Raw genomic sequence first — 17,507 nt, 5'->3', positions numbered from 1 at the left:
ACACCCTAGCACAAGGTAGACGAGCCACACGAGCCCGCACTACTGCAACGTCAGGAGGCGCTAAAAAATCACACGCGCAATGTGTTATAATCTCCCAGGCTCAAATCGTTGGGAGTGCTGGCCACGGTTGCGAAATTGCCAATCATGGAGTTGGTGATGTTGGCGTGAAGCACAGAAGCCGACTGCTGCACAATGCTATTGGACACCACGGAGTTGCGAACGTTGCTCTGGTTGCCCAGTGACACGTGCGGCCCAACCACTGAATCAGTGATAACCACGCCTTCGCCCACGTAAACCGGTGGAATGAGTACGGAGTTTGTCACGGTTGCGGATTCGGCTACCAGGTTTTCGCCGCGCTCCTGCAGATACTCTAGGTAGCGCTGGTTGGTGAATACGGTAGCGTCTTTGTTACCGCAATCAAGCCACTCCGTAACGCGACCGGGTACAAATTTAGTACCCTTGTTCTTCATGTTCTCCAAGGCATTGGTGAGCTGGAACTCGCCTTTGTCCAGGATATTGTTGTCGAGCAGGTATTGGAGCTCCTGCCGCAGGTACTCGCCATCTTGGAAGTAATAGATGCCGATGATGGCCAGGTCAGAAACAAATTCCTGCGGCTTCTCCACGAAATCAGTAATCTGGCCTTCCTCGTTGAGCTTCACTACGCCAAACGGCTTGGGGTCATCTACTTGCTGCACCCAAATAGTGCCGGGCACGGAGGTGTCGAGGGTAAAGTCGGCTTTAAACAGGGTATCGGCGAAAGCTACCACCACGTGGCCATCGAGAGCAGACTGGGCGCATAGAATGGCGTGGGCCGTACCGAGGGGCTCATCCTGGTAGTGAATGGTGCCCTTGGCGCCCACTGACTCAGCAATTTTAACGAGGCTCTTCTCTACCTCAGCGCCAAAGCGCCCGATGATAAAGGCTACTTCCTCCACTTGCTCCCCGCAAACTTTGGCAATATCTTCTACCAAGCGCTGCACAATAGGCTTACCGGCAATAGGAATAAGCGGCTTAGGAACAGTAAGAGTGTGCGGGCGCATGCGCTTGCCCATACCTGCCATCGGGACGATGATTTTCATAGGGAGTAAGTGTGTTTGTAGATGTGTGGTCTAGTACTACGAAAGGAAAGTCAGCCTGTTGGCTGCCGAGAATATTATCAAGAGAACAGGCCTAGCCAAGGCGCTGATAAACTACAGCTAGTGCACCCCCGTGCTACCGTAGCCGCCGGTGCCCCGGGCCGTTTCGCTGAGCGTTTCAACAGTCTGCCACTGCACGGTTTCGTGGCGCGCAACTACTAACTGGGCAATTCGCTCACCATCCTGCACCACAAACTCCTGGTCAGAGAGGTTAACGAGCAGTACTTTCAACTCCCCGCGGTAGTCGGCGTCGATGGTGCCAGGGCTATTCACGAGCCCGATGCCGTGCTTGTAGGCTAGTCCGCTACGGGGCCGTACCTGCATCTCATACCCTACCGGAATTTCCAGAAACAGCCCCGTCGGGACGAGGGCGCGCTGCAGGGGCTTCAACGTAATAGGGCTTGTGAGGTTGGCGCGCACATCCATGCCGGCAGCGTGGGCCGTTTGGTATTCCGGCAATGGGTGATGCGAGGTATTGATGATAGGAATCTGCATGAGAAAATTGCTGGCGGCCACTAGGCGCAAAGATAGGCCAAGCACCTAGCCGGGGTGTGCACTGGGTAAAAAGTAGGGGAATTTTCGAGATTTCCGGGCAAAACGCGCCGATAGCAAGCAGCATACTACGCCGTGCGAAGGCGGTGGGGGCGTTCTACCAGCATCAGGAGCACCACAAACCCTAGCGTTAATAGCGCATGAAAGGCATGCCGCGTCCAGTACTCGGCCACCGGAACATACCAGCCCATGGCCACCACACCCACCGCTAGGCCTATCCAGGTGAGCAGGCGACGCACTGGATACGGTACTGGAAAGTGGGTATTGCCCAGCCACCAGCACACGGCCGCCATAGTAAAGTAGCAGGCCAAGGTGGCCAGTGCTGAGCCCATATACCCCAGCACCGGAATCAGCAGGAAGTTGAGCGCAATGGTTAGCGCCGCGCCGCCGAAGCCAATGTAAGTGCCGTAGTACGTCTTGTCAGTGAGCTTAAACCACACTGAGAGGTTCCAGTAAACGCCCAGAAATAGGTTAGCCAGCAGCAGTACCGGCACAACAACAAGGCCCTCCAGGTACTCAGCACGGTGCAGAAATAAGCGCCCAAAATCTTCCACGTTTACGCTTACTACCACAAAAATGACGGTGCAGCTCAGCGTAAACCACTTCAGCACCATGGCAAAGGTGCGGGGCGAGTTTTTCTCCGTGCTTTGCGCGAAGAAAAACGGCTCGGCGGCGTAACGGAAGGCTTGCGTCACTAGCTGCATAAAGATGCTAAGCTTATAACAAGCCCCATAAATCCCGACGGCTGTGTAGCTGCTTTGCCCAGGGTAAAAGTTAGCCGGTAACCATTTAGGCAGCAGAATGCGGTCGAGGGTTTCGTTAACCATGCCGGCCAGGCCCATGAGCATAATGGGGTAGGCATACTTCAGCAAAGGGCGCAGGGGCTCCAGAGAAAGCCGGAAACGGAAGTCGGTGAGCTCCCGGCCCAGCAGCACCAGCGTCAGGAAGCTGGCAATCAGGTTGGAGAGAAACACATAGCCCACCCCCATGCTAGGGTCATACACCCGTTCTACCAGCGGCTGTAGGCCAGGCAGGTATTTGCCGGCCAGTACATCGGGGCAGAACACAATGAAAAATAGGTTCAGGACCACGTATAACAGAATGTTGGCCAGCCGAATACCCGCAAACTTACGCGCCTTATTTTCCAGGCGTAGCCGCGCAAACGGAATGGCCGCCAGTGCATCCATGCCTAAGATGAGCGCAATCCAGAGGGCATAACGTTGGCTGCTGGGGGGGAGGTCTAGCAGCCGTAACAGCACCGGAGCCTGCCACATGAGCAGGGCCGTGAGCAGCACCGTAGACACCAGCAGCATGCTCATCACCTGGTTATAGAGCTGGCGGCGGTCGGTGCCGGGGCGGTTGGCAAAGCGGAAGTAGGTGGTTTCCATGCCGTAGGTGAAGACCACGTTCAGGAAGGAAACGTATGCGTACAAGCCGGTTACAATGCCATACTGCGCCGCTGCAAACCGGGCAGTGTACACCGGAACCAGCAGGTAGGAGAGAACCCGCCCCACAATGCTACTGATGCCGTACACGGCCGTTTGCGAGGCTAGGCGCTTGGCAATACTCATGCAGAGGGAAGTAAAAAACGAAGAGAATTAAGAAGCCAGTGCTCTACTGGCCTAAGTAAATCAAAGACCTGATCAGGTTGCTACGGCTCGCCGTGCTAACCTGATCAGGTCCTGTTGAACGTGAGGTGCTACTAGCAAGCCACGCCCTTACTTGCCCGTGAACTGGGCCGGGCGCTTTTCCAGAAAAGCGGTGCTTCCCTCACGGAAGTCAGCGGTGCCAAAGCTCCGGGCAAAAGCACTGGCCTCCGTCTGGTAGCCGTTCTGGTCTTTATCGTAGTAGGCATTTACGCACTCTATTACCATACCCAAGGCTAAGGGGGCTTTGGTAAGGATGCGGCCAAGCAGTTGCTCTGTAAAAGGGAGCAGTTCTGCCAGTGACACCACATGATTTACCAGGCCTAGGCGCAGTGCCTCGTCGGCTTTTACCATATCGGTGGTGAGCATGAGTTCCAGCGCTTTGCCTTTGCCGATAAGCTGGGTCAGGCGCTGAGTGCCGCCGTAACCTGGGATGAGGCCTAGGTTTACCTCAGGCTGCCCAAAGCGGGCATTTTCAGAGGCTACCCGAATGTGACAGGCCATGGCAAGCTCACAGCCGCCGCCCAGCGCAAAGCCATTTACAGCTGCAATAACCGGCTTGCGACTATCCTCAATGAGGCGGAAGGTTTCCTGGCCGCTCTCGGCTACACGGCGGGCTGTAATTTCATCCTGAGCCGTTAGCTCTGCAATATCGGCGCCAGCCACAAACGACTTCTCACCGCTGCCAGTAAGGATAATGCCCCGTACGGTCTGGTCAGCGAGGGCCTGCTGCATAGCCTGATGAATCTCCTGGATGGTGGCTACACTGAGCGCATTCAGTTTGGAGGGACGGTTGATAGTGAGTCGCAGGATGCCGGTGGTGGCATTCAGCTCATACAGCAGGTTATCAAAAGAAGCCATAGTAACTACAAAGTATCGGTGGTGCTGGCAAAGATAGGAGCAAAGCCGCTCCTGCGCATTCATTCCCTTCCAGATGCTTAGCACTGCGCAAGAGTGAGTGCTAGGCCACTTTACGAAATGTCAAGTACGCTCTTGTATAGCGCTTCACCGAGAGAATAATGCTATCCACCGGGCGCTTCAATAGATAGTATCGTAGAGTTTATATATTTACCTAGCTTGTTTTGTCTTTTAACCTTTGCATGCTTATGGGCTTTGTTTCCGAATTCAAACAATTCATTTCTAAGGGCAACGTACTCGATCTGGCGGTGGGTGTTATAATTGGGGGGGCGTTCGGGAAGATTGTCACGTCACTCACCGATGACATTCTGATGCCCATTCTTGGGTTGCTCACCGGTGGCCATGATTTCACCAACTGGTTTCTGGCGCTTGACGGGCGTCATTTTGAAACGCTGGAAGAAGCTAAAAAGGCCAATGCAGCCACTATCAACTACGGGCTGTTTCTCAATGCCATTATTACTTTCTTACTGATGGCCTTCGCTATTTTCTGGTTAGTGAAGTTGGCTAATCGTTTCAAACAGCCTCAGGAGGTAAAAGCAGTTGATCCGACGCCAACCAAAGAGCAGGTGCTGCTAACCGAAATCCGCGACGCCTTGCGTAGCCGAGCGTAGTACTGCGGAGTTTCCTAGTGTACCTTTGCCCGCCGGCTTCCCCTCTGACCAAGAAGGGAGGTCGGCGTTTTTTTTGACTTGAAGTAAGAAAATGAACTTCGTCTGGCAGACTTTCCAGCGTTTTGCGGTAGTACTATTTATTGTAACAGGGGTGGCTCAGCAAGCCAAGAGCCAGGGCAGCGTACCCTACCGGGTGCCAGTACCCCTACCAGCCTACAAAATCTCTGCGGAGGTTGATACTACCCGTGGCTGGCGTAAAGGCGGAACGGGTACCCTCAATTTCAGCCAGGTAAGCCTAAGCAATTGGGCAGCTGGTGGGCAAAGCTCCTTGTCATTACTGGGGCTGGCTAACGCCTACTTACACTACCGAGGGCCACAGCATACGTTTGATGTGTCCGGCGACTTGGTATATGGCTTGCTCAAGCCTGGTAAAGCACGCATGCGCAAAAACGATGACCGCCTGGAGTTGAATGCTCGCTATGGGCGGCAGTTCACCGAAAAACTCTCTTACACGGCGCAGATGAACCTGAAAACGCAGCTCACGCCTACCAAATCTCTGGAAAAGCTTGATTCACTGCTCTCGCGTTTTTTTGCACCTGCTTATGTGCTGGCATCATTGGGTATTGAGTACAAGCCTACTGCTGACTTCTCGCTATTCCTGTCGCCGGCTACGGGCAAGTTTACCGTAGTTGCCGATCGGGCACTAGCCGATGCAGGGGCTTTTGGAGTACAAGGGGCCCGGCTTGACACCGCCGGTATGCGGGTGCGGGGTACTGGTGAGCGGCTGCGGGAAGAACTAGGCGCTTACCTCAATGTGCGCTACCGCCGTGGCCTAGGCCAGAACATTGTGTATCAAACGCGCTTGGAACTGTTTAGCAACTACTTTCATAGTCCCCAGAACATTGATGTTAACTGGGAAAATGCCATCAACTTTAAAGTAAACAAGCTAATCAGCGCCAATATCACCACCAATTTGGTGTACGATGATGACATTTTGGTGCCCATTGACCGCAACGAGGACGGCATTCCCGATGACCGCGGACGCCGAATTCAGTTTAAAGAAGCACTGGGCATTGGACTGGTGTATAAGTTCTAGAAAAATTTGAACTAACTTAGAGACAGGCCCGTTGCGGCGCTATAATCAGTTGGCCGGGTTCTTGTTTTGGCCGTACTGAGTACCTGTTTTCGGGTTACGTTACTCCTGTTCTGCATGAAAAAGTTATTTGTTGCCTTGTTGGTGGCTGGTGCTGGTTTCTTAGCTACTGCCCCTGTCTATGCTCAATCGGCACCGCGTTCGGTGCTGCCCGAGCTTGGCGGGCGTTCTGCTGATGGAAGTAGCCTTAAAAAGAAGCGCAAAGCCTCTGCAACAGATATTGCCCGCATGCAGCAGCGCATGAGCATGAACCCCAATGAGGTAAAGCGCGACCAGCAAATGGAAATTCTGGAAGCTCGCTCTGGGGGCACCAGTAATACCAGTTTTGGCCGTGCCTCAGGCCCCAGCCGCCAATATGAAAAAGGCGCTGGGGGCTTCACAGTTCGCAAGTTTAAGGATAGCCGGATTGGAACTGCCCGGCAGAAACGCGGGCAGACTCGGGCAGCAGGCTACGTTAACCCCAAGGGCAAGCCGCTGAGCCATAAGAAGCACAAGAAATTTCTGTTCTTCTAACCCACATAGCCGAAAGCGTAAACCACCAGGGCCCTCCACATCAACAACAAAGCCCCGAGGTATTATACCTCGGGGCTTTGTTGTTGATGTGGAGGGCCCTGGTGGTTTAGAACCGACCTGTCAGGCCTAGCTTTAGGTATGTCATGTCATAGCCTAACTCCCCAAAAGCACCAATATTCTTTGTCAGGAAATAGCGGGCACCCGCAAATACGCCAGTTTCCAGGTGCACTCCGCCGTACGGGTTGTCTGGGTCATGCAACTGCACGCCGTCGTACTTCTCATTGTGCATCTCTATGCGCATACCCACACTCACACCTAAGTAAGTATCTACGGCTGGGTGATGAAACAGGTCATAGTGGTAGGTGCCTCGGGCCAAGAGCATCAGCGTATTCCACCTCGACTTACGGTCAGTGTTAGGGTATTGATAGGAGTAGCCTTTGTAGCCTATCATACCACCCACTCCAATAGTCCCAGGCCCTAGGCCTTCCACCAAGCCTCTTTCGGCGGAGACGCTCACGGCTGGTGTCGACTCTAGGCCACTCCCAAAGCTGTACCCAGTGCCCAGCCCCAAACCTGCATTAATTATGGTAGTGCCCTTCTCAAACAAAGCTCCCGTAGCTGAAGTAGCCAGAGGATCTGGTTGGGTTGACGCAGGTGGCCTAGACGTTATAACGGGTGGGGGAGTAGTTCTTTTGGCGGGTGTTGGCTTAGAAACCGTCTTCTGGGTGGCTTTCTGTCCAGGGGCCGGGCGTTTGGTGGTAGACCTTACCTGCGCCACCGCCTGAATGCCCGTTAGTAGTAAAGGAAATGCCAATAAGGCAGCAAGCATCTTCATTGCAACAAAGTAAGGGGGTACTAAGGGAATTCAGGGCTTATTTACCGAATAAATAGGACTTTGCTGCAGGCTCATGACAATGGAGCCAGTTATTTCTGAACGAAAAAGCCCCAGCCTTAGTAGGCCGGGGCTCCTTTTTTATCGCAACGCAGCTAATTACAGCGTACGCTTCACTTCTTTTTCTTCGAAGCCTTCGATGTTGTCGCCCTCGCGTAAGTCGTTGAAGCCTTTCACTGAAATACCGCATTCGTAACCCTGGCGTACTTCCGACACATCGTCTTTGTAGCGCTTGAGGTCTTGAATCTCGCCAGCATACACCACAATACCGTCGCGTACTACCCGCACGCGGGTCTTGCGAGTGAAAGTGCCTTCCGTCACCATACAGCCGGCAATGGTGCCCACCTTGGTGATATTGAATACCTGACGTACCTCGGCGTTGGCTACCACAACTTCCTGCACCGTTGGGGCCAGCATACCTTCCATGGCATCCTTCACCTCGTTGATGGCGTTGTAGATGATTGAGTAGAGACGGATATCAATCTGCTCCTGCTCAGCCAGCTTACGGGCACTCTGCGAAGGACGGACCTGGAAGCCAATGATGATGGCGTCGGAAGCCGAAGCCAACAGTACATCCGATTCGGAAATGGCACCTACACCCTTGTTGAGGATGTTTACAGCCACTTCCGGCGTGCTCAGCTTCAACAGGGAGTCGGCAAGTGCTTCTACTGAGCCATCCACGTCACCTTTTACAATCACATTGAGCTCCTTAAACGAACCGATTGCCAAACGACGACCAATTTCATCTAGGGTAATGTGCTTCTTGGTGCGCATGCTCTGCTCACGAGCCAGCTGCTGACGTTGGGTAGCCAGTTCACGAGCTTCGCGCTCGGTTTCCATTACCTGGATCTTATCACCAGCTTGTGGAGCACCAGTCAGACCAAGAACCTGCACTGGCGTAGCGGGGCCGGCCAGCTTCATCTTCTTGCCACGGTGGTCAGTCATTGCTTTCACACGACCAAAGTGCGGTCCTGCCAAAACAATATCGCCCACTTTCATGGTGCCGGTCTGCACTAGAATGGTGGTTACATAGCCACGACCTTTATCGAGGGAGGCTTCAATAACACTACCAACGGCGTTACGGTCAGGGTTAGCTTTCAGATCCAGAATTTCGGCTTCCAGCAGGACTTTCTCCAGCAGTTCGTCGATGCCTAGGCCAGTCTTGGCCGAAACCTCTTGGCTCTGGTACTTACCACCCCATTCTTCCACCAAGATGTTGATCACCGACAGTTCCTCACGGACTTTGTCGGGGTTAGCACCGGGCTTATCAATTTTGTTGAGGGCAATTACAATCGGAACACCAGCCGCCTGCGCGTGATTGATGGCTTCTTTCGTCTGTGGCATTACCGAGTCGTCGGCAGCTACCACAATAATGGCGATGTCCGTCACCTTGGCACCACGGGCACGCATAGCGGTAAAGGCTTCGTGACCAGGCGTATCAAGGAACGTTACGCGCTTACCCGATTTGGTCATCACGTCATAGGCACCGATGTGCTGCGTGATACCACCGGCTTCACCTTTAGCTACCGTAGCGCTACGGATGTAGTCAAGCAACGACGTTTTACCGTGGTCAACGTGACCCATGATGGTAACTACAGGTGCGCGGGGCTGCAGATCCTCTTCGGCATCTACAATCGTAACCTCAGCTTCATCTTCCTCAGCACTCAGGAACTCTACGTCATAGCCAAACTCATCGGCAATAACCGTAATGGCTTCGGCATCAAGACGCTGGTTGATTGAGACGAACATGCCCATATTTAGGCAGACCTTGATTACCTCATTCACCGATACGTCCATCAGCGAGGCCAAGTCATTGGCCGAGATGAATTCCGTCACCTTCAGCGTCTTAGCGTCGAGCTCGTTCTGAGCACGCTGTGCTTCGCGGTCTTCTGCAACACCGGCCCGCTTGTCGCGGCGGTACTTAGCGCGGTTATTCTGGTTGCCACCACGGCCGCCGCTAAGCTTAGCCAGTGTAGCCTTGATCTGCTCCTGAATCTGCTTTTCAGTCTGTTCGGGAGTAGTGGCTGGTGCAGCCGTATTCTGGCGGTTTCCACCCTGACCACCGCCGGAACGGTTGCCACCAGGGCCGCCACCAGGGCGGTTGCCACCGGGCCCATTATTTTGGCGGTTAGCGGCTGGGCCAGTACCCGTAACACGGGGAGCCGCCGGAGCGTTGCCTTGGCCACCTTGCTGGTTTGAAGCACCGGGGCCACTCATCGGAATGCGCTGGCGCTTCTTCTTATCGGGACCTATGCCGCTCTTTCGAACGTCGGAGGAAGCCACAGGGCGCGCCCCGCGCCCACCACCACGCCGAGAAGAGTCGAGGGGGAGTTCAATTTTACCTAATACGGTCAGGCCCTTTAGCTGATCAGCCTTGGCCACGATAGTTCCGGCGGGTGCTTCTTCCGAAGGCGCTGCTGGAGTATCTGCCGAAGGGGTAGAGGCTACCGGTGCCGGAGCAGGGGCAGCAGCAGGCGCAGGAGCCGTCGGTGCTGGCGTAACAGGTTGCGCTGGGGCCGCAGCTGCAGGAGCGGGGGCCTCCGCGGGCTTCGGAGCAGGCGCTGGGGCCGCAGGCTCAGGAGCCGGGGCGGCTTTGGGCGCTGCTACGGGTTCAGCCGGAGCAGTTGCAGGCTTGGGTGCCTCCGCTACGGGAGCCGGGGCTGCAGGCTTTTCGGCCTCTACTTTAGGAGCTGGGGCCTGAGGTTGAGCAGCTGACACTGGAGCCGGTGCGGGAGCAGCTGGCTTTGGCGGTACCGGGCGACCTTTAGCATCCAGCTCAATGCGGCCCAGCACCTTCAGGCCAGGTACACGGTTAGGCTCCTCAGCAGGAGCCGCCGGTGCTGGCGTAGCAGGTTGCACGGGGGCCGCAGCTGCAGGAGCGGGGGCCTCCGCGGGCTTCGGAGCAGGCGCTGGGGCCGCAGGCTCAGGAGCCGGGGCGGCTTTGGGCGCTGCTACGGGTTCAGCCGGACGCGCCTGGGCAGCTACTTCCTGCTCCGTCTGGCGCTTGGCCTGACTGAGCTTCGCAGCTTCCATCTTGTCCTGAGCCGACGACTCAAAAGCTTTATTCAACAGGGAAACCTGTTCCCCCGTCAGCTTAGTCGTGGGTTTATTTTCGATGATGTGCCCTTTTCCCGCTAGGAAATCTACAATTGTAGATAAGCCAACGTTCAGGTCTTTGGCCGCCTGATTCAGCCGTTTGGTTGCTGCTTCCGCCATTCTATGCTCGCGAACGATACTCGTATTCAGTTGCAAAGGTACTATATTAAATCTTGCCGGGCGACGTTAAATCTAGCCACCCGGCTATGATTTAACGCCCTTGCCGTACCGGCCGCCGCGCACTCATTGCGCGTCGCCGGAATTTTGGGTTTCTGCCTGCTCGTCTTCCTCTTGTTCTTCGAACTCCTGGCGGATAACGCGGAAGAGCTCTTCCACCGTTTCTTCCTCCAGTTCTGTCCGACGCACGAGGTCCTCTTTATTCACGGCCAGCACGGCACGGCCAGTGTCAAGCCCAATTTTCTTGAGCTCGTCAATCACCCAGCCTTCAATTTCATCCGTGAATTCGTCGAGAGCAATGTCCTCTTCGAAGTCTTCGGCTTCACGGAATACGTCGATTTCCATACCCACCAACCGCGAGGCCAGCTTGATGTTGGCGCCACCGCGGCCGATAGCCAGTGAAACCTGGTCTGGCTTTAAGAACACTGAAACCCGACCAGTTTGTTCGTTTATTTTCATGGAGCCAATTTTAGCTGGCGAAAGGGCCCGCTGAATGTATAGCTCCAGGTTATTCGTGTAGTTGATGATGTCGATGTTCTCGTTTTCGAGCTCACGTACCACCGCGTGAATACGGGAGCCTTTCATGCCCACGCACGCACCTACCGGGTCAATCCGGTCATCGTAGCTTTCTACGGCAACCTTGGCTCGTTCGCCGGGCTCACGCACAATATTCTTGATGGTGATGAGGCCATCATAGATTTCGGGTACTTCCTGCTCCATCAAACGCTCCAGGAATGCAGGGGCTGCCCGGGAGATAATGATTTTGGGCGTACCATTCAGTACTTCCACGCGGTGCACTACGGCCCGTACGGTATCGCCTTTGCGGTAGCGGTCCTTTGGGATCTGCTCCCCTTTGGGCAGTACCAGCTCGTTCTCATCCTTATCCAAGATAAGCGCTTCGCGGCTCCAGACCTGGTATACTTCACCTACCACAATCTCACCCACCTGGTCTTTATAGGCCTGGTAGAGGTTGTCGCGCTCCAAGTCTTTCACGCGCTGAATGAGCGTCTGGCGAGCCATAAGCACAGCCCGGCGGCCGAAATCTTCCAGCTTAATTTCCTCGGCCACTGATTCGCCTACTTCGTAGTCGGGCTCAATCTTTTGGGCCTCAGCCAGCGGAATCTTGTCCAGATCCCAGATGTCCTCGGAGTTGTCGTCTACGATTTCGCGGTTGCGGTAGATTTCCAGGTCACCCTTGTCCACGTTGAGAATGACGTCGAAGTTGGAGTCGTCGTCGTACTTCTTGCGAATCATCGTGCGGAACACTTCCTCCAAAATGCTCATCATCGTGGGGCGGTCAATGTTCTTAGACCGAGCGAACTCGGCAAATGATTCAATCAGGACGTTGCTGTTCATACTGATTTAGTTGTTAGTTAACTAGATGGCAGTTGGTGGGTTGTGCGCAACTGGCCTACAGGCCAGGTATCGGGCAACCGCCAGCTTATTTAAACGAAATCACTACCCGGGCCTCCTGAATGTCTTGGAAGGGCACTAAAGCGGTGGGCAGAGTTTTCTTCTTGCTTTTTTCTTTTACTACTTCTGCCAGCTGAATGCCTTCGGCCTCAACAGCTTCCAGGGTGCCGGTTTTCTCGGTACCGTCGGTGAGCTTGAGGTTGAGGCTGCGGCCAACGTGGCGGGTGTACTGGCGGGGGTCGCGCAGGGGCTGGTCGGCGCCGGGCGAGGTTACCTCCAGGGTATAGCTAGCATCCTCGCCGTACTGCTCGTCAATCCGGCGAGCCAGCCGGCGGCTTACCTGCGCACACTCATCAATACCTACGCCCTGCTCCCCATCGAGCGTCACGGTCACTTTGGGCCGGATGGCATCAGACACGGTCAAGGAAACCACAAACAGACTTTCGTCGGTTGGCAGGCTGTCCTGGAGCAGTTCGGAAAGGTGAGCTTGGTCGAGTTTCATCAATAGGGTGGCAAAAGAAAGAGGGGACTATCCGTCCCCTCTGTCGTGTTTGTAGTTTGCTGGTGCAAAGATAGGATAAAAACTCGCCGGATGCAAGACTAGGCCACTGGCAACCTGTTGGAAGTATTGGCCTAGCGCTTTACCTGCACCCAGCCTTTAGCGGAGCGGCCCTCCGTATCACGCAGATGGTAGTAGTACATGCCATCGGGGAGGTTGTCGCCGCGCCAGTCGTTGCGGTAATCATCGGTTTCATACACCTTATTGCCCCAGCGCGAAAACACGCGTAGGGAGGCCGGCTGGCAACTGAAGCGCGGCATAAACTTATCGTTCTTGTCATCGTTGCCGGGCGTAATGATGTTGGGGACAAATACATCACCAACTACTATAGGCACAAAGCCGGTTTCGACGGTGCAGTTGGCGTACTTGGCTACCAGCCTCACATTATAGGTGCCGGCGTGCTCAAAAACGTGGCTGGGCGAAGCTTCCGAAGATTTGGGAGAGCCGTCGCCGAAGTCCCACTCGTAGGTGCCGCCGGCCAGCACCGGCTCAAACTGACAGGTGAAGGGAGCTAGGCCAGTGTATTGCGGCGCCGCAGTACAGAGAGGTATATTGAGCGGAAAATTGTTGGAAGGAGAGGGGGCCAGCACTACTTGGCGGGTGGCTGAGGCCGGACAACCGTTTTGGGTATACGTATAGGTCAGCGTGAGATTGGTGCCTTTAAGTTTGGTGTCGGGCGGGGTGAACAGGCCACTGGGTGTAACACCGGGGCCACTCCAAGTGCCTCCGGCCGGACTGGCGCCCAGGAGTTGCACCGGCTGCGTTTCGTAGGCGCAGAGCGTCAGAGGAGGACCGGCGTTTACCTGCGGCAAAGACTTTACAACTATCTGCCTGGTAGCATTGCCACAACCCAGCGTATCAGGCATAGTGTACGTAATGGTATGAGTGCCGACACCAGCTTTCTTAGGGTCAAAAAGGTTTGCTCCCGCCGTGATGCCAGGGCCGCTCCAGGTGCCGCCCGTGGGGGTAGCTTGCAGCGTAACGGCGTTGCCATCAAGACACAGCTCGGGCACGGCCGCTATGCTCACCGTGATATCGGGTACTACCGTCACGCGCAGCGGGCGCTTGCTAACGCAAATGCCAGTGGTAGCAATTGAGTACATGAGAATATTGCGGCCAACTAACGCCGCTGTGGGAGTAAAGCGGTAGCCACTAGCAGCGTTGCCAGATACTCCCGGGCCAGTCCAGGTGCCGCCGGTAGGTGTGCCGCCTAACGCAATAGGTGCACTGCTGGCGCACACGTACCGGGCCACGCCAGGGTCAGCAACTACCATCCCGAAGTCCATTTTGAAGGCGGCGTTATTACAGTTGCGGGCACCGTTACGCGTGTTGAAGTAGGAGGCCGTGGGCGGGATAGGGAAGCCTTGGGTGCCGCCGCACCCGCCGCACACAGCCTGGTACACCATGCCGCGCTTATCAAAGCGGGAGGTGCCACCATCTACGTGCTCTCCGGAGCCACCTGTTTCCCCGAAGAAGGTGGCGTATTCCAGGCTGGCCATACTAGGCGTAAACTGGGCCAGGTAGAAATCGGAGCCATCGGTGTTGGTTTGCACCGCGTTGCCGGTAACGGGCAGGCCGGCCGTGGAGGAACTGCCAAATCCGTAGCCAGAGTTGGTGCGGCCACCCCACCCGCAAACGTAAATTCGTTCGCAGTCATCAACCAGAAAGGCAGTAGGAGAAAGGTCGTAGGCTGCGCGGCCAGTACCGAATACTGTAGAGTAAGCCGTTTGGCTAAGTGCAGGATCAAGCTTATGAATGAACTGGTGGCTGCCCGCGCGCACATAGCGGCCGGCCGTAACGGGATAGTTGCCTGAGCTCTGGCCTAGCAGGTACACGTTATCATCGGCATCAAGCTGAGCAAAGTAGGCCTGGTCATCACCCGCTGTACCGATGTAAGTTGATTGGCTGATAGCGTTGCCCGCTGGCGCAATGCGGGTCACGAACCCATTGACACCCGCGGGAGCTGTGGTAATCAGGCTGCCGGTGGTTACCGGGAAGTTGCGGCTGGTGGTGCCGCCAGCCACCACCACTGAGCGGCCTGCGCCCAATTGAATGGAGTAAGCCGCCTCCGCGCCCGTGCCGCCTAAGTAGCTGCTCCACAGTAGCGTGCCCAGGTTTGCAGTAAGCTTACAGACTACTGCGTTTGCACCCGTTTGAGCGGTGGCTCCAAACCCGTTACGGGTTGGGAAATTGGTGCTGAGGGTAGTAGAGGCGATGTAGACGTTGTTATCGGCATCGGTAATAATGTCGCCGCGAAACTGGTCGCCATAGTTGTTTAGCAGGTCGGGGCTCAGGTTGAGCCCGTCGTTTGCGCTGCCTCCTAAGTAGGTGGAGGCTACCAAGGTGCCACCATTAGCGCTAAGCGTGGTAATAACCAAGTCAGAGCCATTATTGTAATTCATTGGCGCGTCTCTACCCTCAAACAAGGGGTCGGCGTACTGCCCGCCATTGTAGGTGCGGGAGAAAGCCTGGGCGGTAACCGGATAGTTGCGTGAGCTGGTGGTGCCCAGAATTACCAGCTCGTTGCGGCTGTTCACCACCAGGCTATGCGGAACCTCAACCTCATTGCCGCCCAGGTAGGTGGCGTAGAGGCGGGCTGCTGTGCCCTTTGCAGTGGTGTTGTACTTCAGAATAGCAATGTCGGCGGCGCCGGCGTAGCTGCTTTGCGCGGCCCCTGTAGAGGTAGGAAAACCAATGCCAAAGGCGATGCCGCCAGAGTACATGTTGCCCTGCTCATCATAGGTCGCCGTAAACCCCCAGTTATCAGCTGCTGAACCAGTAAACGACGAAAACACTACGGTGGGGTCGATAATAAGGGGGCGTTTCCGGTCGTACTGGCCTAGGCGGAACGAGAGTACATTGTTCTGCAACTGAAACGCACATTCTACGGGCACCCGCTCCCCGCTGGCACTAGTCTGCCAGGCCTTAGGCGCTTGCTCCAGCACATCACCCACCGAGGTATGAATGCGTAGGCCACCTTCGGGTTCCAGGCGAACCGTTTCGGCGCCCTGGTAGCGCAAACGGATGGCTTCAGGCTTGGCCCCAGCCCGCACGGTAAAGTCGTACTCTAATGTTTGAGACGCGTTTTCATAGAGGCGCACATCAATGCCGGGGTATACTTCCTGGTAGTGGGCCTGGCGAAAGCTGCTCACCTGGCTAGCCCATTGGCTGGGGTCTTTGCCCACGAAATAGTTGCGCACTTCGGAGGTAGCTTCCTCGCCCCGAATGAGGGCGCGAGGATTACCCCCTTCAAAGCTGACGCGGTAGGCGTGGGTGCGCACCAGGCCTTTGGCCGTTGCCGCCGAAGGTGTATGGTCATGGTAGGCACGCAGAGCGGCGGGGTCGGCGAAGGCATAAGTAAAGCCCGCTGAGGTGAGAAACAGGCGCCCGGCCGGCAACTCGGCCATGTAACGAGCCTGCGCATTCCACTGGCCCTTGTTCTCTACAAACTCCAGGCTGCGGGGCTGCGGGGCCAAGGGTTTACTGAGGGGAGCCGCTCGGCTGATAGCTGGCAAGACGGGCAGGCTCAGGAGTAACGTAACTAAATAAAAACGTAGGGTAGAAAGCACCATCAGCACGGTTGTCTAAATAAGGAGTGAAAGATACAACCAAACCGGGCTAACCTGCGTAGGGGGCGGCTTCGTAGCCCGGAACTTTTACCTTTGCCCTAGGCCAGCCCAACGGAAACAATTTGCCAGTGCGTCGTTCATTTGCTTTTAAGTGCACTCTCCTCGTAATCGGGTGGTTGCTGGTTGCCATTGCCTGCGTGCAAATCCCGGCTTACACGTTCTGGCCGGCGGCTTTTTTCGCTCTCACGTTACCCGTTGCCCTTGCCCTTAATCTGGTGCTGGCCTTTTATTGGCTGTTGCGCAACTGGCGAGTGGCTGCGCTGCCGCTGGTTGTGGCTTTCCTGACGTGGCCTCACTTTCAGCGGGGCCTGGCGCTGCATCCGCTGCGGGTGGCTACAGCCGCTGAAAAACCAGGGCAGCTGGTGCGGGTGCAGTCTTCGAACGTGCGCATATTTAATGTATACCCTCAGCTGCGCGATGCCCAAAGCAACTCCTCGCGGCAGATGGTGAAGTTTCTGGTTGAGAACCCCGCCGATGTGCTGTGCCTGCAGGAGTTCTACAACGAGCCCGCTGGTACCCGCTCGCAAGACGGCAGCCTGTTCCGGACGGTGGAGAAAATAGGCCGGGATGCCGGCCGCGAGTCCTTTTTATCGAGAACACTCACCAATAGTGCCGGCGCAGAATTTGGTATGGCCATTTTCTCCCGATTTCCTATTGTGAGTAAGGGCACCATCAAGTTTGGCAAACTGACTCAGAACCACGCCATGTGGGTGGATGTGCGGCTACCCTCCGCCGATACAATTCGGGTATACAACTTTCACCTCCAGAGCATGAGCATGGAGGAGCGGGACATTGTGGACAGTTACTCCAGCAAGGCAGGGCTCCGGCGGAAGGGGCTAGGCCTCATGCGCCGCTTCAAGAGGGGAGCGGTAGTGCGCAATACCCAGATTGATACGCTCATTAAACGGACTGAGCGCTGTAGGTACCCCATGCTGCTTTGCGCCGACCTCAACGATTTGCCCTATAGCTACAGCTACGACCAGTTAGCTGATCATTTTCAGAACGCCTGGGCAACCGTGGGCAACGGCGTGGGCAGCACCTACAACGGCAAGCTGCCCTTCATGCGCATCGATAATCAATTTGCCAGCTCACAGTTTACGGTCGATGACTTTTGGGTAAACTACGAGATTCCGTACTCAGATCATTTCCCTACCACGGGCATCTACCGATTAGTAAAGCCCGAACAGACTACGAAGTAAAGCCACTTGGTTT

At 55.6% G+C, this 17,507-nt stretch carries 13 protein-coding genes; 4 read left to right on the top strand and 9 right to left on the bottom strand.

Annotated elements, in window-relative coordinates; translation table 11 throughout:
- Positions 1 to 68: 68 nt before the first annotated feature.
- From HMJ29_RS04705 to HMJ29_RS04690, 4 genes are all read right to left on the bottom strand, one after another.
- Complete coding sequence (locus HMJ29_RS04705) at positions 69 to 1,079, bottom strand: sugar nucleotidyltransferase (protein ID WP_171590386.1); 1,011 nt, start codon at positions 1,077 to 1,079, stop codon at positions 69 to 71.
- Positions 1,080 to 1,196: 117 nt separating this feature from the next.
- Positions 1,197 to 1,631, bottom strand: coding sequence for a dUTP diphosphatase (dut, locus tag HMJ29_RS04700; RefSeq protein WP_171590385.1), 435 nt, complete (start codon positions 1,629 to 1,631; stop codon positions 1,197 to 1,199).
- A 125-nt stretch (positions 1,632 to 1,756) separates the two neighbouring features.
- Positions 1,757 to 3,259: an oligosaccharide flippase family protein gene (locus tag HMJ29_RS04695; protein WP_171590384.1), complete on the bottom strand. Its 1,503-nt coding sequence runs from the start codon at positions 3,257 to 3,259 to the stop codon at positions 1,757 to 1,759.
- A 147-nt stretch (positions 3,260 to 3,406) separates the two neighbouring features.
- Positions 3,407 to 4,195, bottom strand: a complete 789-nt coding sequence (locus HMJ29_RS04690) for an enoyl-CoA hydratase/isomerase family protein (RefSeq protein WP_171590383.1) — start codon at positions 4,193 to 4,195, stop codon at positions 3,407 to 3,409.
- A gap of 221 nt (positions 4,196 to 4,416) precedes the next feature.
- Between HMJ29_RS04690 and mscL the strand changes: the two genes are divergently transcribed.
- The 3 genes from mscL (at position 4,417) to HMJ29_RS04675 (ending at position 6,529) form a co-directional block, all read left to right on the top strand.
- Positions 4,417 to 4,863, top strand: a complete 447-nt coding sequence (gene mscL, locus HMJ29_RS04685) for a large conductance mechanosensitive channel protein MscL (protein ID WP_317240977.1) — start codon at positions 4,417 to 4,419, stop codon at positions 4,861 to 4,863.
- A gap of 91 nt (positions 4,864 to 4,954) precedes the next feature.
- On the top strand, positions 4,955 to 5,959 hold the full coding sequence (locus HMJ29_RS04680) for a DUF3078 domain-containing protein (protein ID WP_171590382.1): 1,005 nt from the start codon (positions 4,955 to 4,957) through the stop codon (positions 5,957 to 5,959).
- 114 nt (positions 5,960 to 6,073) lie between these two features.
- Complete coding sequence (locus HMJ29_RS04675; protein WP_171590381.1) at positions 6,074 to 6,529, top strand: hypothetical protein; 456 nt, start codon at positions 6,074 to 6,076, stop codon at positions 6,527 to 6,529.
- Between the two features lie 106 nt (positions 6,530 to 6,635).
- Here HMJ29_RS04675 and HMJ29_RS04670 read toward each other — a convergent pair whose 3' ends face one another.
- The 5 genes from HMJ29_RS04670 to HMJ29_RS04650 form a co-directional block, all read right to left on the bottom strand.
- Entirely contained in the window at positions 6,636 to 7,364 is a 729-nt protein-coding gene (locus tag HMJ29_RS04670; RefSeq protein ID WP_171590380.1) for a hypothetical protein, read from the bottom strand.
- Positions 7,365 to 7,520: 156 nt separating this feature from the next.
- Complete coding sequence (gene infB / locus HMJ29_RS04665) at positions 7,521 to 10,637, bottom strand: translation initiation factor IF-2 (protein ID WP_171590379.1); 3,117 nt, start codon at positions 10,635 to 10,637, stop codon at positions 7,521 to 7,523.
- 123 nt (positions 10,638 to 10,760) lie between these two features.
- The gene (gene nusA / locus HMJ29_RS04660) at positions 10,761 to 12,050 is read right to left on the bottom strand and encodes a transcription termination factor NusA (protein WP_171590378.1); all 1,290 of its coding nucleotides are present in this window, start codon (positions 12,048 to 12,050) and stop codon (positions 10,761 to 10,763) included.
- Between the two features lie 85 nt (positions 12,051 to 12,135).
- On the bottom strand, positions 12,136 to 12,609 hold the full coding sequence (gene rimP / locus HMJ29_RS04655; protein WP_171590377.1) for a ribosome maturation factor RimP: 474 nt from the start codon (positions 12,607 to 12,609) through the stop codon (positions 12,136 to 12,138).
- Between the two features lie 131 nt (positions 12,610 to 12,740).
- On the bottom strand, positions 12,741 to 16,142 hold the full coding sequence (locus tag HMJ29_RS04650) for a DUF7948 domain-containing protein (protein WP_171590376.1): 3,402 nt from the start codon (positions 16,140 to 16,142) through the stop codon (positions 12,741 to 12,743).
- A gap of 221 nt (positions 16,143 to 16,363) precedes the next feature.
- Here HMJ29_RS04650 and HMJ29_RS04645 point away from each other — a divergent pair, with 221 nt between their 5' ends.
- On the top strand, positions 16,364 to 17,494 hold the full coding sequence (locus HMJ29_RS04645) for an endonuclease/exonuclease/phosphatase family protein (protein ID WP_171590375.1): 1,131 nt from the start codon (positions 16,364 to 16,366) through the stop codon (positions 17,492 to 17,494).
- The last annotated feature ends 13 nt before the right edge of the window (positions 17,495 to 17,507 follow it).

The organism is Hymenobacter taeanensis (genome assembly GCF_013137895.1).
GTDB classification, from domain to species: domain Bacteria; phylum Bacteroidota; class Bacteroidia; order Cytophagales; family Hymenobacteraceae; genus Hymenobacter; species Hymenobacter taeanensis.
This window is presented reverse-complemented; position numbering and strand designations above follow the sequence as displayed.

Coding starts and splice junctions, on each gene's coding strand:
- infB (WP_171590379.1), bottom strand. CDS start 10,637: ATGGCGGAAGCAGCAACCAAACGGCTGAATCAGGCGGCCAAAGACCTG.
- rimP (WP_171590377.1), bottom strand. CDS start 12,609: ATGAAACTCGACCAAGCTCACCTTTCCGAACTGCTCCAGGACAGCCTG.
- HMJ29_RS04675 (WP_171590381.1), top strand. CDS start 6,074: ATGAAAAAGTTATTTGTTGCCTTGTTGGTGGCTGGTGCTGGTTTCTTA.
- HMJ29_RS04695 (WP_171590384.1), bottom strand. CDS start 3,259: ATGAGTATTGCCAAGCGCCTAGCCTCGCAAACGGCCGTGTACGGCATC.
- HMJ29_RS04690 (WP_171590383.1), bottom strand. CDS start 4,195: ATGGCTTCTTTTGATAACCTGCTGTATGAGCTGAATGCCACCACCGGC.
- HMJ29_RS04680 (WP_171590382.1), top strand. CDS start 4,955: ATGAACTTCGTCTGGCAGACTTTCCAGCGTTTTGCGGTAGTACTATTT.
- HMJ29_RS04670 (WP_171590380.1), bottom strand. CDS start 7,364: ATGAAGATGCTTGCTGCCTTATTGGCATTTCCTTTACTACTAACGGGC.
- HMJ29_RS04705 (WP_171590386.1), bottom strand. CDS start 1,079: ATGAAAATCATCGTCCCGATGGCAGGTATGGGCAAGCGCATGCGCCCG.
- nusA (WP_171590378.1), bottom strand. CDS start 12,050: ATGAACAGCAACGTCCTGATTGAATCATTTGCCGAGTTCGCTCGGTCT.
- dut (WP_171590385.1), bottom strand. CDS start 1,631: ATGCAGATTCCTATCATCAATACCTCGCATCACCCATTGCCGGAATAC.